Below are 14,172 nucleotides of genomic sequence, written 5' to 3'. Positions count from 1 at the left end.
TTCATGCTCCCGTACCCGGTGAATTGAAGGTTGAATCGAGGGCTTCGTCCAGGCGGTGCTGAAACGTCGCCGCGGACAGATTCAGACAGTGCTCCAGGGCCCGGCGGGAAGCCGCCGTATTGCGCAGCAGGTAGTCGGCGTTTTGCGGGTAGCGTCTGGCGCGATGGGTGGAGACGGTAATCGCCATCGCCAGCCGGGTCTCGATCAAGCCGCGCAGCAGTGCGCACTCCGCATCGTCGAGCGCTGAATGGGCATGATAGCCGGCGACCAGCGCCAGGGCTCCCGCCAGCGGATCGGAGACATCCTTCATCTGGTAGGCCGCGGCCACGGCGAGGTCGACCACCCGCGGGGCGAACAGCATGTCGCCGAAATCGATGATCGCGGCGGGGTGCTCGGGCAGGGCGTCGTCTGCGGTCGGGGTGAACAGCACGTTGTGACCGTTGAGGTCGTTATGGATCGGCTGACGCGGCAGCGCCACCAGGCGCGGACGCAGCTGCTCGGCGAAGCGCTGGAGCAGGTAGCGGATGCGCTGGCGCGAGGCGTCATCGAGGCTATCGGTCTGTGGCAGCAGGTCGTCGGCGCGCTGCAGGTCCCATGGCATCGACAGCTCGCGAACCGGGTGGTCGAAGTCGGCCAGGGCGACGTCGATCCGCGCCAGCCAGCCGCCAAGCCTGGACTGGAAGCACCGGGAGGCCACGCGGTCGGCCAGCGGCGTGCCGGGCAGGAAGGTCGACAGACGCACGTGACTGACGCGGCCGTCATCGAGGCGCAGCGGTGGCGCCGGATCGCCATCGCGGTCACGCAGCACCCGCGGAACCGGCAGGGCCGGGTCGTGTTCGGCCAGGTGCATCAGCGCGCGGACCTGAAAATCGCTCACCGCCTGGCGCTCCGCCGGATGGGTGAACTTGAGCAGGTAGCGCTGGCCGTCGGCCGTCGCCGCGCGAAAATTGCAGTCGCGCTCGCCGCTGAGCGGCTCAAGGGTGGCAGCGAGGCCGAAGCGCTCGGCCAGCACCCGTTGGGCGGTCTCTGGCGACACCGTCAGGGCCGTGGCCGCGAGGACGTCCGTGGTGTCGTCTGTGTGACTCGTCATCATTCGAACCCCGACAGCGCGCTGACCAGGTTGTCGCCGAGGGCATCGGAGAGGTAGCCACCTTCCTGCACGATGACGGTGGGCAGGCCGAGCTGGGAGATCTGTCGGGTGATCCGCGCAAATCCCTGCGTGGTCACAGCGACGCCCTGGTAGGGGTCGTGTTCGTAGATGTCGAGGCCGAGCGAGACGACGAGCGCGCCGGGGGCGAAGTCGGCGATGCGCTCGCAGGCGCGGGTCAGTTGGCGCAGATAGCCATCGGTCTCGAGCCCCTGGGGCAGCGGCAGGTTGAGGTTGTAGCCCTCGCCGGCATCGCGCCCGGTTTCATGCGCGTGACCGGTGAAAAAGGGCGTCATGAAGTGGGGGTCTGCATGCAGAGAGACCGTCAGCACATCGTCGCGGTCGTAGAAGATGCCCTGGGTGCCGTTACCGTGGTGAACGTCCATATCGAGTATCGCCACCCGCGCATGATGGCGGCGCAGTTCGCTGGCTGCGATGGCGGCGTTGTTGAGATAGCAGAAACCGTTGGCACGTTCTGCGTAGGCGTGGTGCCCCGGCGGGCGACACAGCGCATAGGCGAGGCGATGGCCTGACTGGACGTGGCGAGCCGCGCCCAGGGCGCACTGCGCGGCACCTCTCGCCGCACGCCAGGTGCCGGGCCCGATCGAGGCGGCCATATCGCCCAGGTGAAAGCCGACCCGCCCGACCAGATGGTCCGGGTAGGTGCAGGGCTCGCCGGGAAAGGGGTGGACGTTGGCGACCACCTCCTCCGGGTTGCGGTCTTCCAGGGCCAGCCAGCGGGTGTGGATGTGTTCGAGGAAATCGAGATAGCGCGAGGTGTGCACGGTTGCCAGCCTGTCGTGGTCGACCTCCGCCTCCGCAGTGACGAGAGTATGGCCCGCGCTGACCGCAGAGCGCTGCAGGCGATCGGCCCGTTCCGGCTGCTCGTTGCTGCGGCGGACCTGACCGCGCACGACGAAGAACTGCGGGTCGTGATCGCGGTGAGCGTCACAGGCGAAGACATGCATAGTGGTCTCCCTTGTTGGAAGGGTTTCGATATCGGCGGCAGGTCTTCGCCACTGGCCAGACAGGCTGCTATATCGGCGTGCAGGCCAGTGCTGCGCGGCCAGAAACATCAGCCGTGCCCACGGGCGCCGAGGTCACGGTCAGCCCTGGGTGCGTTCCCGGAACATCTCCACTACCCGCTGCTGGGCGACGCCGATGTGGTAATCCAGCGCCGCCTCGCCGGCATCGGGTGAGCGGGTGCGCAGCGCTTCCAGAATCGGCTCGTGGGTATCGGCGACGCGCATGGCGTCATCGTAGAGCTGACCGATCAGCAGAATGCAGAAGCGCATCTCGTGGCAAAGCTCGTCGAATACGCGCACCAGGCGCTGGTTACCGCTGAACTCGCACAGCATGCGGTGGAACGCGACATCCTCCTCGATCTGTTGAACGGCGGTGCCGTCGCGGGCCACCTGGCGCATCGTTTCGAGCTGATGGCTGAGCGCCGCTTCCATTTCGGCGGTCAACTTGCCGGCGAGCAGGCGAACGGCGTGGCGTTCGAGGCACAGGCGAAGGTCGTAGACGTCATCCAGCTCGTCGGCGTTGAAGGTGCGAACGAAGAATCCGCGCCGGGGTTGGGAGACCAGCATGCCACGACTTTCGAGCAGGCGTGCCGCTTCCCGCACCGGGGCGCGGCTGACACCGAAGTCGCGTGCCAGTTGCGCTTCGGACAGATGCACCCCGGGTGAGAACTCTCCCTTGAGCAGCGCTTCCGTCAGCATGTCGGCAATCTGATTGACCAGATCGCGCTGCTGAATGGTGGCGAATCCCTGTGTGGTCGTCGTCATGTCATCTCGTTTGGCTGGCGGTTGGCATCGTCCACAGACTCTGTGGCGATCTTAGCGAGTCGACTGTCGAGTGTCGACAGTTTGAAAATTGCCTGATAGGTTAATGACTGAATCCGCGGTCGCCGACGCTAACGGCATTGCCGCATGCCCCCACAGGAGATCGATGATGGATATGGCGACTGACGCTCACCAGGCCTCGAAACTGGCCGCACGTCGCGACCTGGCGGCAGCCTATCGGCTGATCGCGCATTTCGGCCTGGATGACAGTATCTATACGCATATCTCTGCGCGTGCCGAGGCGGGCAAGGAGAACTTCCTGATCAACCCTTACGGCTATCGCTTCGAGGAAGTGACCGCGGCTAACCTGGTGACCGTCGATCTCGAAGGCAACGTGATCGATGATCCGGAGCGTGCCGGGATCAACAAGGCCGGCTTCACGATCCACAGTGCGATCCACGAGGCGCGCCCGGACGTTCATTGTGTGCTGCATACCCACTCTGTGGCCGGTGTCGCCGTCTCGTGTCTGGAAGAGGGTTTGTTGCCCTTGAACCAGTGGTCGATGGAGTTCCACGGCCGCACCGCCTATCACGATTATGAAGGGATCGCGCTGGATCTGGCCGAACGCGAGCGACTGGTCGCGGATCTGGGTGACAAGCCGGTCATGGTGCTGCGCAACCACGGCATGCTGGTATGTGGACGTACGGTCGGCGAGGCGTTCAAACGCATGCACAACCTCGAGCGCAGCTGTCGGGCGCAGCTCGCGCTGATGGGCAGCGGCATGACGATTCGCCGTGTGGACGACGCCCTGGCCGAGCACACCGCGCAGCAGTACGAAAAGTGGGATTCCGACCACGGCGTGACCGATCACGATCCGGAGTGGGAGGCCTACCTGCGCCTGTTAAAACGCATTCAGCCCGATTTCGAGGGCTGACGGGCTGAAAATAAGAAGCGGAGCGGTGACGCTGAATACATCAAGTGCTTTCTGAACATCGCTTTACCAGTGGTTCGAAGATTCGACAAATCCAATAACGATGAGATCTGCCATGACCCTGCTATCGTCCGTGACTGGCCGTCTGACGGCGGCCGCGCTCGCCTTCGCGGCGCCCGCCGTCGCCCAGGAGACGCCTCAACCCGGCGGTGTCGCCAACGTCGCCATCCAGCCAGAGCCCCCTGGGCTGATGCTGCCGCTGGTACAGAATGCTCCGACCCAGCGGGTGGCCGGCAATATCTTCGAGGGGTTGCTGCGTTATGATGCCGACCTCAAGCCGATGCCTCAACTGGCGACGTCCTGGGACATCAGCGACGACGGCCTGACTTACACCTTCCATCTGCATCCCGATGTGAAGTGGCACGACGGCGAAGCGTTCTCCGCTGCCGACGTGGTGTTCTCGGCTGATGTGTTCCTGCGTGAGACCAACCCGCGAACCCGGGCGATTCTCGATCACGTCGACAGTATCGAGGCGCCGGACGAGAAGACGGTGGTCTTCACGCTCAAGCAGCCGTTCCCGGCCTTCATTCAGGCGTTTGAGGTCGGCACCTTGCCGATGGTGCCCAGGCACATCTATGAAGGCACCGATTTCTACAACAATCCGGCCAACAATCATCCGATCGGCACCGGTCCGTTCGAGTTCGCCAAGTGGGATCGTGGCTCGGTGATCGAGCTGGACAAGAACCCGGACTACTACGAGGCCGGCAAGCCTTACCTCGACAAGATCTACTGGCACGTGATCCCGGATGCGGCGTCACGGGCTGCCGCCTACGAAAACGGCACGCTCAACGTCATGCCGGCGGGGTCAGTAGAGAATTTCGACATTCCGCGTCTGTCCGAGATGGATAACAGCTGCATGACGGAGGCGGGCAACGAGTACTTCAATCCGTTCGCCATGCTATGGCTCAACAATCGCGAGGGGCCGACCGCCGACAAGCGTTTCCGTCAGGCGGTGATGTACGCCATCGATCGCGACTTCGCCAAGAACGTGCTCTGGAATGGGCTGGGCAAGGTGCCCAACGGTCCGTTCAGCTCGACGCTGGCATCCCACGACGACGATCTCGAACCCTACCCCTACGACCCGGACAAGGCCGAAGCGCTGCTCGACGAGATGGGCTACGACGGCGAGCCGGTGAGGTTGTTGCCGCTGCCCTACGGTGAGACCTGGACCCGCTGGGCGGAAGCTGTGCGCCAGAACCTCGAGGACGTGGGCATCAACATCGAAACCGAATCCTCGGACGTGGCGGGCTGGAACCAGAAGATCAGCGACTGGGACTACGACATCGCCTTCACCTACCTGTTCCAGTATGGCGACCCGTCGCTGGGCATCGCGCGGACCTACCTCTCCAGCAATATCGCCAAGGGCTCGCCGTGGAACAACGTCGAGGGCTACGAGAATCCGCAGGTCGATAAGCTGTTTGCGGACGCCGCGGTGGAAAACGACCCCGACCAACGCCAGGCGATGTACGACCAGGTTCAGCAAATCCTCCACGATGACGTGCCGCTGGCATGGATCATGGAACTGGCGCAGCCGACCCTCTATCGCTGCAGCGTGCATGACCTGATCACCACCGGTATCGGGCTCAACGATGGATTCAAGAACGCCTGGATCGAGCAGTAAACGACCCCAACTTCGGTAGCAAGCGCCGGCGACTTTGGGTTGCCGGCGCTCGGCGAGGACGAGCCAATGCCCTATGTGTCTCTGATCCTGGGTCGCGTCGTCAAGGCGGTCATCGTGCTGCTGGCGATCCTGGTGTTCAATTTCTTCCTGATTCACGCCGCACCCGGTGATCCCGCGGCAGTCATGGCCGGCGAGGCGGGCGCCACCGATCAGCAGTTCCTCGAGGATCTGCGCGAGCGCTTCGGTCTCGACCAGTCGCTGCCGGTTCAGCTTTGGCGCTACATGAGTGGCGTGCTGCAGCTTGATTTCGGCTACTCCTATCGCCAGCAGATGCCGGTGCTCGACCTGATCCTGGATCGATTGCCGGCGACATTATTGCTGACCGGGGCGGCGTTCGTGATCTCGCTGGCATTCGGCATCCTCGCCGGCACACTGGCGGCCATGCGCGCCAAGCGGCCATCGGGTTCAATCATCATGGGGCTGTCGCTGCTGTTCTACGCCACGCCGCTCTACTGGGTAGCGATGATGGCGGTGCTGGTCTTTTCGGTGACGCTCGACTGGCTGCCCGCCTACGGCTACTCGACGGTGGGCGCCGGCTATACCGGCCTGACTCACGTCGGCGATGTCGCGGTGCATCTGATTCTGCCGGCGCTGACGCTGGGGTTGTTCTTCATGGCGGTCTATACCCGGATGACGCGCACCTCGATGCTCAGCGTCTCGCAGCAGGACTTCGTCAAGACGGCGCGTGCCAAGGGGTTGGCGCCGGGGGTGATCCAGCGGCGTCATATCCTGCGCAACGCGCTATTGCCGATCATCACCCTGGCCGGCCTGCAGGCCGGGCAGATGGTCGGCGGCGCGGTACTCACCGAGACCGTGTTCGCCTGGCCCGGGATCGGCCGGCTGATGTACGAGGCGCTGATGCAGCGAGACTACAACCTGCTGCTGGGCATCTTCTTCTTCTGTGCGCTGCTGGTGATCCTGTTCAACATGCTGACTGACGTGATCTATCGGCTCGCCGATCCGCGCATCAAGCATAGTGCCGCATAAGGAGGCCGCATGAGTTTCTTCAAACGCTTTTCCCAGAACCGCGGCGCGCTGGTGGGACTGGTGATTCTCGGACTCGTGGCCCTGCTGGCCTTGCTGGCGCCGTTTCTGTATCCCGACTCGCCCTGGCGCATGGTGCAGCGGCCTTTTCTGGCCCCCGGCGAGGTATCCGGCTTCTGGCTTGGCACCGATGTGATGGGGCGTGACGTTGCCGCCGGGCTCGCCCACGGCGCCTGGGTGTCGCTGCTGATCGGGTTGATTTCCACCGTCGTGGCACTGGCGATCGGCGTGCCGCTCGGCGCGCTGGCCGGTTATTTCGGCGGCAGGGTCGATGATGCCTTGATGCGCTTCACCGAGTTTTTCCAGACCATCCCCAACTTTGCGCTGGCGATCGTGCTGGTGGCGATCATGGAGCCGAGCACGTTCTCGATCGTGCTGGCGATTGCCATCGTCAGTTGGCCGCCAGTGGCGCGCCTGGTACGCGGCGAGTTCCTGTCGATCAAGCATCGCGAGTACGTCGAGGCCGCCAGACTGGTCGGCCAGACCCATCGCGACATCATCATCAAGCAGATCCTGCCCAATACGCTGTCGCCGGTGATCGTGCTGGCCTCGCTGATGGTGGCAACGGCGATTCTGCTGGAATCCTCGCTGTCGTTTCTCGGTCTCGGCGATCCGGACACCATGTCCTGGGGCTACATGATCGGTGCGGCGCGCACGGTCATGCGCCAGGCCTGGTGGCTGTCGGTCATTCCGGGGGTGGCGATCCTGCTCACGGTGCTGGCGCTCAATCTGGTCGGCGAAGGGCTGGACGATGCGCTCAATCCGCAGCTCGCCAGAGCACGCTAGGAGGTCGAACATGAGTGAATCCATACGCGAGTCTGGCGCGCCCCTGTTGCGCATCGAGCGTCTGTCGCTGGCGCTGCCGGACGGCGCCGACCGGCTCTACGCCGTCGATAACGTCAGCTATGACCTGAGCGCCGGCGAGATTCTGTGTGTGGTCGGCGAATCCGGCTCCGGCAAGTCGATGACGGCCAATGCGGTCATGGGGCTGCTGCCGACCGGTGTCCACGTCTCCAAGGGGCGGGCGTTGTTCGACGGCCAGGACGTGCTGGCGATGGACGAGATCAGCCATCGCGCCCTGCGCGGGCGACGCATCGGCATGATCTTCCAGGAGCCGATGACGGCGCTCAATCCGCTGATGCGAGTCGGTGAGCAGATCGCCGAAGTGTTCGAGGCGCACGGCCTGTTGACTCCGAAAGCGCGCAAGGAAAGGGCGCTGGCGCTGCTCGAGGAGGTTCGCCTGCCCGACCCGACATCGGCGTTGCGTGCCTATCCGTTCGAGCTTTCCGGCGGTCAGCGTCAGCGGGTGATGATCGCCATGGCACTGGCTCTCGAGCCGGAGCTGCTGATTGCCGACGAACCGACCACGGCGCTGGATGTCACTACCCAGGCGCAGATCCTGCATCTGGTGAAGGATCTGCAGGCGCGTCGCGGCATGGCGGTGATGTTCATCACCCATGATTTCGGGGTGGTGGCGGAGATCGCCAATCGCGTCTGCGTCATGCGGGAAGGCAAGATCGTCGAGATGGGGATCGCCCGCGAGGTGCTCGAGAATCCGCAGCATGAATACACCCGGGCCTTGATTGAAGCCATTCCGGGAGATGCGATTCCGCCGCAGCGTGACGCCAGGGATTCGACGCCGCTGCTATCGGTCAGTGGTCTCGACAAGGTTTATCGATCCAGCGGTGGCTGGTTCCAGCCCAAGCGGGAAGTCGTCGCGCTCGACGGTATCGACTTCTCGCTCGGCAAGGGCGAAACGCTGGGCATCGTCGGCGAATCGGGCTCCGGAAAATCGACGCTGGGACGCTGCATCGTCGGTCTGAACACGCCGGACAGCGGCGAGATTCGTCTCAACGGGGTGGATCTCAGCGCGTTGGAAGGCCGCGAGCTGCGCGAGCATCGACGTCGAATCCAGATGGTCTTTCAAGACCCGTACGCCTCGCTCAACCCGCGCATCCGCGTCGGCATGGCGATTGCCCAGGGACCGATCGCCAACGGCGTGCCCAAGGCCGAGGCGCTGGCACAGGCAAGGGCGCTGTTGGCCACGGTGGGGCTCGATGGCGGCGCCGCCGAGCGCTATCCCCACGAGTTCTCCGGCGGGCAGCGTCAGCGCATCGGCATCGCCCGGGCACTGGCGCTGAACCCCGAACTGATCGTCGCCGACGAGGCCGTCTCGGCGCTGGATGTGTCGATCCAGGCGCAAGTGCTGAAGCTGCTCGACAATCTGAAGCGAGAGCTCGATCTCTCGCTACTGTTCATCACCCACGACCTGCGGGTGGCGGCCCAGATCTGCGATCGCCTGATCGTGATGCAGAAGGGTCGTATCGTCGAGCACGGTAGCGCCTTGGAGATATTTCTCTCGCCGCAACACCCCTACACCCGAGAACTGTTGGAGGCGATACCGGGTCGCCGCGAGGCGCCTGAGCCGGCGACTGCCGGTGCGGTTTGAACCGATCAAAGACCAGTGGAAGACATGACGATGATGGAAACCGAACAGGACGGACGTGCGCCTGGACAACAGCACCGCGCACCAACCATGCAGGGGGTGCTGCTGGGCACGCCCGAGGTCATGACGCCTTATATCGAGGCCTTCGCGCAGGTGGCGCCGCATATCCGTCTGGCGCTGCCGCAGGACGTCGTCGACCCTGAAGCGGTGACGCTGGCACTGGCGTGGGATCCGGGTGCCGAGGATTTCCTGCCGTACCCCAACCTGCGGCTGGTATCGTCGATCGCGGCCGGCGTCAACGGCATCCTGGCGAGTGAGAGCCTGCCTGGAGACGTGCCGCTGATGCGCATTGCCGGCGAGTCCCAGGCGCAGATGATGGCGGGTTTCGTGACCTGGCATGTGCTGTGGCACCACCGCCGCTTCGGCGACTATCTGGCCAATCAGCGTCAGCGACACTGGCAGCGGTTGCCTATGCGCGATGCCAGCGATGTCCGCATCGGCTTGCTGGGGGCGGGCAAGATGGGTAGCGCGGTGGCACGGGCGCTGATGGCGCTGGATTACGATGTGGCAATCTATTCGCGCAGCGGGCGCAATCTGCCGGCTGGCGCCGAAGGATTCAGCAGCACCGACGGTCTCGAACGGCTCGCGGCGCGCAGCGACATCCTGATCAACCTGCTGCCATTGACCGCTGAAACCCGCGGCATTCTGAACGCCGAACTGTTTGCCCGGATGCCCGAAAGCGCGGCGCTGATCCATGTCGGTCGCGGCGAGCATCTCATCGAGGCCGACCTGCTCGCGGCACTGCAGAGCGGCCGGCTCGGCGGTGCTTCGCTGGACGTCTTCGCCGTCGAACCGCTGCCGCAGGATCACCCGTTCTGGCATCACGAAAAAATCGTGATCACGCCCCACGACGCCTGCGATTCGACGCCGAACCAGGTGGCTCAAGAGGTCTCTGAGGCCATGCAGCGCCTGGACGACGATCTGTTGCCCACGAGCGTGGTGGATCGAGAGGCAGGGTATTGATCGAACAAGGACAATCCATGAAGACCTTCTTTCACGACGATCAGCTGCTGCATCAACCGCAGACCTATTTCTCCCGCGGCAGGATGCGCCAACCCCAGGAAGTCCGCGATCGTGCCGAGCATCTGCTGACGGCGGCCAGGCGACTCGGCTTCGCGATTCAGGCGCCCAGGGATCACGGCACTGCGCCGCTGCGTGCCGTGCATTCGCTGCCCTACCTGCGCTTTCTCGAGAGTGCCCATCGACGCTGGCACGATGTCAGCGAGAACGGAGGCGAAGATTGGGGCGAAGAGGTGATCTCCAGCATCTTCGTTCGCTCGCCCAATGCGCTGCGCGGGATTCTCGCCGAGGCCGCGCGCTATTTGGCGGATGGCAGCGCCCCGGTGGGCGAGCATACCTGGCAGGCGGCTTACTGGGCGGCCCAGAGCGCGGTGGCCGGCGCCGACGCCCTGCTCGCAGGTGACCGCTTCGCCTATACGCTGTCGCGCCCGCCAGGCCATCACTCGGGCATCGATTCCGCCGGTGGCTTCTGCTTTCTCAACAATGCCGCCATTGCCGCTCAGTATCTCACCTCACGCTATCCGCGCGTCGTCGTGCTCGACACCGACATGCACCACGGCCAGGGCGTGCAGGAGATCTTTTATGAGCGCGATGACGTCATGTACATCTCGATCCATGGTGACACCACCAACTTCTACCCGGCGGTCACCGGCTTCGAGAACGAACGCGGGCGCGGTGCGGGGCTGGGTTACAACCTCAACCTGCCGATGCCCCACGGCTCACCGGAAGCGATGTTCTTCGAGCGTCTCGAAGAGGCCTGCCAGGCGATTCGTCTGTTCGAACCGGATGCGCTGGTATTGGCACTGGGCTTCGATATCCACGAGAAGGACCCGCAGGCCAAGGTGTCGGTCTCCACGCCGGGATTCGGCAGGCTCGGTCGCGCGGTGGCGGGCTTGAACCTGCCCACGCTGATGGTGCAGGAGGGCGGCTATTACCTGGAAGGGCTCGAAGCGAATGCGGTGAGCTTCTTCGAAGGGTTGTCGGGCCGATGACAGATCGGCGTCTCAGGATAGTTGCCTAGAGGTTCTGCATTCGGAAATCCTTCGAACACCACCCACATCGATGACTCGCATACCGCTTATCGACGCCTTCAATTTCTCGTCACAATCGTGTGGTTATATCCTGTGTGCCATCCCACCGGCACCATCACTCGAGGAGAAGCAGCGTGAAGATTTCAGGGCGCATCAAGGCGTTGATCATTATGGCCGTCGTCGTCTACGTGCTCGCGCACGTGGTCCGCGCCATGCTGATGACGCTGTTGCGCTCGAATCCGCTGCTGCATCCTGCACGGCGTTCGTCGCAACTGCCACCACGAACGCCGCGTCTCGAACGCGATGACGCGGAAACGTTGAAGCACTGCACGCGCTGCTGACGGGCAGCGAGGCTTTGATCTGACCCCCGGCTCATGGCCGGGGGAATCACTCCTGCCGGTCGCGGTAGTTATGGCTTTGCCTCGAGCCATCCATCGACCAACTCGCGGTTATCGGCAATCCACTGGGCCGCGCCCTTGTCAGGGTCTCCCGTGTTCTCGATTTCCAGCATCAACTGGGACAGCTGTTCCGGTGTCATGTGCCAGGCATCCAGCATCGCCTTGAGCTCGGGGTTGTCATCGCCGAAACCATGGTGCGATACCCACTTGATCTGCTCGCCGGCACTGAAGGTCTTCTTGGGGTCTTCAAGCACCTTGAGGTCGTACTCGGCAAACGCCCAATGCGGCTGCCACAGCGTCACGACGATAGGTTGCTTCTCGCGATACGCTTCCTTGAGCTGCGCCATCATGGCGGTCTCACTACTACTGAGTTGGCGAAACGGCAACGCATATTGTTCGATGGCAGTGTCGGCCTCATCGGCAATCGTCGAGCCTGGTTCGATGCCGAAGATCGTCGGCTCGCCCTGATACTCGAAATCCTCGGCATGACGCTCGAGATCGGCAACGGAATTGATATCGTCGACGTAGGATGGCACGACTAGCGCGTCGAGAGCATCGTCGTACCAAGTGTCGTGGAGATCGATGCGATCGCTGTAGGGTTCGACGAACGAATTGTCGCTCGGCAGCCACACTTCAAGCGAGATATCGATGTCGCCTTCGGCCAGGCCGCCGAACAGTATCGGCTTCGAGACTTCGTTGAGTGTGACGTCGTAACCCTTTTCGCCAAGCAGCTGTTGCCACATATGCGAAATTGCGATGTTTTCGGCCCAATTGTTGGTGCCGATGGTGACTGGCTTGCCCGCCGCGCCTGCGGGAGCTATGCCGATCATGGCGAGGCTGGCACCAGCCAGCAGTAATCTGATGGGAGACATTCGATATCCTTGTGAGGTTGTTGGCATTGTAGGCGTTGGTTCAACGTTATTCTTGTCGGTTGAGTCTCGCCCGCATAATGTATATACATTATGCGGGCGAGAGATGCCACTCATGAAGATAGTTGCCCATCCGATCCATCTGGAACGTGGGTCGCGAGAGAGGCGGTTTCGCGGATGGCGGATGGGCACAGCAAAAAGGCGATGCGATCTTCGGCATGAATGACTATCAGAAAGAGCGGGTTGTTTACCAATCACATGACATGACAGCCTTGCCGTGGAAAAACGGCGGTGGCGTCACGCGAGAGGTCGCTCGTGACAGGGAGGGTCTGTCTCCAAACTGGCGAATGTCGATCGCCGATCTGGAGCATCCGGGTGCATTTTCCTGTTTTGAAGGACGCCAGCGTCACTTCGGCGTGCTTGGAGAGAGACCGGTCGTGCTGTCGTTTCCTGACCGTCAGGTCACGCTCGCAACCGGTGACGTGCTGATTTTTGAGGGAGACGAGCCCGTCGTGTGCGAGTTACCTGACGGGCCGAGTCGAGCCTTGAATCTCATGTTCGACGCAAAGCGATGGGATGGGCATTTGATGCTTTGCGAGCCTTGGGCATGGCCGCTGCACGAAAGCGGGGAGGCGCCTTGGGAGGAGTGTTGGTATATCCTGTCACGTGGGCGTTTGATGCTGGATCCGTCGACGCCCAATCCTGTCGTTGTCGGACCCGGCGATGCGCTGCGATACCCGCTGACCGAGTGCGGGCATGCGTTGCCGGGAAACCTTCGACCGATCGACGAGAGCGCCCATGGCCTCGTCGGTTTTGGGGTCCAGCTCAAGAGACATTCCACAGACCTTGATCCTGTCAGTTCTCTCCAGCGAATGTAGCTGTCAGTGATGACCCTCATTACAGGCTCTTGCCTACCACAAGGAGCAGGCGTGAATCGGCAGCCCCCACGCTATCAGATCATCAAGCAGTATTTACTGGAGCGCATTCAGAGCGGCGATTTCCCGGTAGATCATCAGATTCCACCAGAAGAAATGCTGGCAGCTACGTTTGGTGTCAGCCGGATGACGGCCAACAAGGCGATTCGCGATCTGGTTCAGGAAGGCTACCTGTGGCGTCAATCGGGCATCGGGACTTTCGTCGCCGACCGCCGCTCAGAGTCGCCGTTGGTCGAGATCAACAATATCGCTGACGAAGTTCGAGACCGCGGCCATACCTATTCCAGCCGGTTGATTGTGCTGGAAAGCGTGGTGGCAGACGACGAAATCGCCATGCGTATGGGGGTGAAAGTGGGTAGCTCGCTATTTCATTCCCGGCTGGTCCATCTCGAGGACGGCATGCCGATCCAGCTGGAAATCCGCTACGTCAATCCCCGCTGGGTGCCCGAGTATCTGAATGCTGACTTTCATCACCAGACGCCCAACGAGATCCTGGTCGCAGCCTGTCCGATCAGTGACATGGAGCATATCGTCGAAGCCGTGCTGTCGGATCCAATGACCTCGCATTATCTCGATGTGGATGCGAATGCTCCCTGCCTGAGCGTTCGTCGTCGTACGTGGTCGAAAGACCGTCTCATCAGTTATGCGCATCTATTGCACCCCGGGGATCGTTACAAGCTGCGGTCGATGGCCCACACCCCGGGGCGGTAACCTGGCGCGGAGTCGGTCGGCCCGCACGACGATCGGTGCGCCGAGCTCCGCC

General features: G+C 62.9%; 14 protein-coding genes. 10 read left to right on the top strand and 4 right to left on the bottom strand.

Annotated features, from left to right (window positions below; genetic code table 11):
* Position 1 precedes the first annotated feature (1 nt).
* From BTW07_RS09035 to BTW07_RS09025, 3 genes are all read right to left on the bottom strand, one after another.
* Positions 2 to 1,090, bottom strand: coding sequence for a phosphotransferase (locus BTW07_RS09035; RefSeq protein WP_075569852.1), 1,089 nt, complete (start codon positions 1,088 to 1,090; stop codon positions 2 to 4).
* Positions 1,090 to 2,115, bottom strand: a complete 1,026-nt coding sequence (locus tag BTW07_RS09030) for a histone deacetylase family protein (RefSeq protein WP_075569851.1) — start codon at positions 2,113 to 2,115, stop codon at positions 1,090 to 1,092. Before BTW07_RS09030 ends, BTW07_RS09035 begins: the two co-directional genes overlap by 1 nt.
* A 138-nt stretch (positions 2,116 to 2,253) precedes the next feature.
* On the bottom strand, positions 2,254 to 2,937 hold the full coding sequence (locus BTW07_RS09025; RefSeq protein WP_075569850.1) for a GntR family transcriptional regulator: 684 nt from the start codon (positions 2,935 to 2,937) through the stop codon (positions 2,254 to 2,256).
* Between the two features lie 166 nt (positions 2,938 to 3,103).
* Here BTW07_RS09025 and BTW07_RS09020 point away from each other — a divergent pair, with 166 nt between their 5' ends.
* From BTW07_RS09020 to BTW07_RS08985, 8 genes are all read left to right on the top strand, one after another.
* Complete coding sequence (locus BTW07_RS09020) at positions 3,104 to 3,868, top strand: class II aldolase/adducin family protein (RefSeq protein ID WP_075569849.1); 765 nt, start codon at positions 3,104 to 3,106, stop codon at positions 3,866 to 3,868.
* A 112-nt stretch (positions 3,869 to 3,980) separates the two neighbouring features.
* Positions 3,981 to 5,546, top strand: coding sequence for an ABC transporter substrate-binding protein (locus BTW07_RS09015; RefSeq protein WP_075569848.1), 1,566 nt, complete (start codon positions 3,981 to 3,983; stop codon positions 5,544 to 5,546).
* 66 nt (positions 5,547 to 5,612) lie between these two features.
* Entirely contained in the window at positions 5,613 to 6,593 is a 981-nt protein-coding gene (locus tag BTW07_RS09010) for an ABC transporter permease (RefSeq protein ID WP_075569847.1), read from the top strand.
* A gap of 9 nt (positions 6,594 to 6,602) precedes the next feature.
* Complete coding sequence (locus BTW07_RS09005; protein ID WP_075569846.1) at positions 6,603 to 7,436, top strand: ABC transporter permease; 834 nt, start codon at positions 6,603 to 6,605, stop codon at positions 7,434 to 7,436.
* Between the two features lie 10 nt (positions 7,437 to 7,446).
* Positions 7,447 to 9,099, top strand: a complete 1,653-nt coding sequence (locus tag BTW07_RS09000) for an ABC transporter ATP-binding protein (RefSeq protein WP_075569845.1) — start codon at positions 7,447 to 7,449, stop codon at positions 9,097 to 9,099.
* Positions 9,100 to 9,123: 24 nt separating this feature from the next.
* Complete coding sequence (locus tag BTW07_RS08995; protein ID WP_244158338.1) at positions 9,124 to 10,119, top strand: 2-hydroxyacid dehydrogenase; 996 nt, start codon at positions 9,124 to 9,126, stop codon at positions 10,117 to 10,119.
* Between the two features lie 17 nt (positions 10,120 to 10,136).
* Positions 10,137 to 11,168, top strand: coding sequence for a histone deacetylase family protein (locus BTW07_RS08990; RefSeq protein ID WP_075569844.1), 1,032 nt, complete (start codon positions 10,137 to 10,139; stop codon positions 11,166 to 11,168).
* A gap of 173 nt (positions 11,169 to 11,341) precedes the next feature.
* Complete coding sequence (locus tag BTW07_RS08985; protein ID WP_075569843.1) at positions 11,342 to 11,548, top strand: hypothetical protein; 207 nt, start codon at positions 11,342 to 11,344, stop codon at positions 11,546 to 11,548.
* A 68-nt stretch (positions 11,549 to 11,616) separates the two neighbouring features.
* On the opposite strand, the gene BTW07_RS08980 is transcribed toward BTW07_RS08985, so the two are convergent.
* Positions 11,617 to 12,477, bottom strand: coding sequence for a glycine betaine ABC transporter substrate-binding protein (locus tag BTW07_RS08980; protein WP_075569842.1), 861 nt, complete (start codon positions 12,475 to 12,477; stop codon positions 11,617 to 11,619).
* 215 nt (positions 12,478 to 12,692) lie between these two features.
* On the opposite strand from BTW07_RS08980, the gene BTW07_RS08975 reads away from it, so the two are divergent.
* Both BTW07_RS08975 and hutC read left to right on the top strand, forming a co-directional pair.
* Positions 12,693 to 13,352, top strand: a complete 660-nt coding sequence (locus tag BTW07_RS08975; RefSeq protein WP_144076875.1) for a HutD/Ves family protein — start codon at positions 12,693 to 12,695, stop codon at positions 13,350 to 13,352.
* A gap of 9 nt (positions 13,353 to 13,361) precedes the next feature.
* Positions 13,362 to 14,120 (top strand): histidine utilization repressor, encoded by a 759-nt coding sequence (gene hutC, locus BTW07_RS08970; protein WP_075569840.1) that lies wholly within the window; start codon positions 13,362 to 13,364, stop codon positions 14,118 to 14,120.
* Positions 14,121 to 14,172 lie beyond the last annotated feature (52 nt).

Source organism: Salinicola socius (genome assembly GCF_001937195.1).
Classification (GTDB): Bacteria; Pseudomonadota; Gammaproteobacteria; order Pseudomonadales; family Halomonadaceae; genus Salinicola; species Salinicola socius.
This window is presented reverse-complemented; position numbering and strand designations above follow the sequence as displayed.

Coding starts and splice junctions, on each gene's coding strand:
- BTW07_RS08980 (WP_075569842.1), bottom strand. CDS start 12,477: ATGTCTCCCATCAGATTACTGCTGGCTGGTGCCAGCCTCGCCATGATC.
- BTW07_RS09005 (WP_075569846.1), top strand. CDS start 6,603: ATGAGTTTCTTCAAACGCTTTTCCCAGAACCGCGGCGCGCTGGTGGGA.
- hutC (WP_075569840.1), top strand. CDS start 13,362: ATGACCCTCATTACAGGCTCTTGCCTACCACAAGGAGCAGGCGTGAAT.
- BTW07_RS09015 (WP_075569848.1), top strand. CDS start 3,981: ATGACCCTGCTATCGTCCGTGACTGGCCGTCTGACGGCGGCCGCGCTC.
- BTW07_RS09025 (WP_075569850.1), bottom strand. CDS start 2,937: ATGACGACGACCACACAGGGATTCGCCACCATTCAGCAGCGCGATCTG.
- BTW07_RS09000 (WP_075569845.1), top strand. CDS start 7,447: ATGAGTGAATCCATACGCGAGTCTGGCGCGCCCCTGTTGCGCATCGAG.
- BTW07_RS08995 (WP_244158338.1), top strand. CDS start 9,124: ATGACGATGATGGAAACCGAACAGGACGGACGTGCGCCTGGACAACAG.
- BTW07_RS09020 (WP_075569849.1), top strand. CDS start 3,104: ATGGATATGGCGACTGACGCTCACCAGGCCTCGAAACTGGCCGCACGT.
- BTW07_RS09010 (WP_075569847.1), top strand. CDS start 5,613: ATGCCCTATGTGTCTCTGATCCTGGGTCGCGTCGTCAAGGCGGTCATC.
- BTW07_RS09035 (WP_075569852.1), bottom strand. CDS start 1,090: ATGACGAGTCACACAGACGACACCACGGACGTCCTCGCGGCCACGGCC.
- BTW07_RS08990 (WP_075569844.1), top strand. CDS start 10,137: ATGAAGACCTTCTTTCACGACGATCAGCTGCTGCATCAACCGCAGACC.
- BTW07_RS09030 (WP_075569851.1), bottom strand. CDS start 2,115: ATGCATGTCTTCGCCTGTGACGCTCACCGCGATCACGACCCGCAGTTC.
- BTW07_RS08975 (WP_144076875.1), top strand. CDS start 12,693: ATGAATGACTATCAGAAAGAGCGGGTTGTTTACCAATCACATGACATG.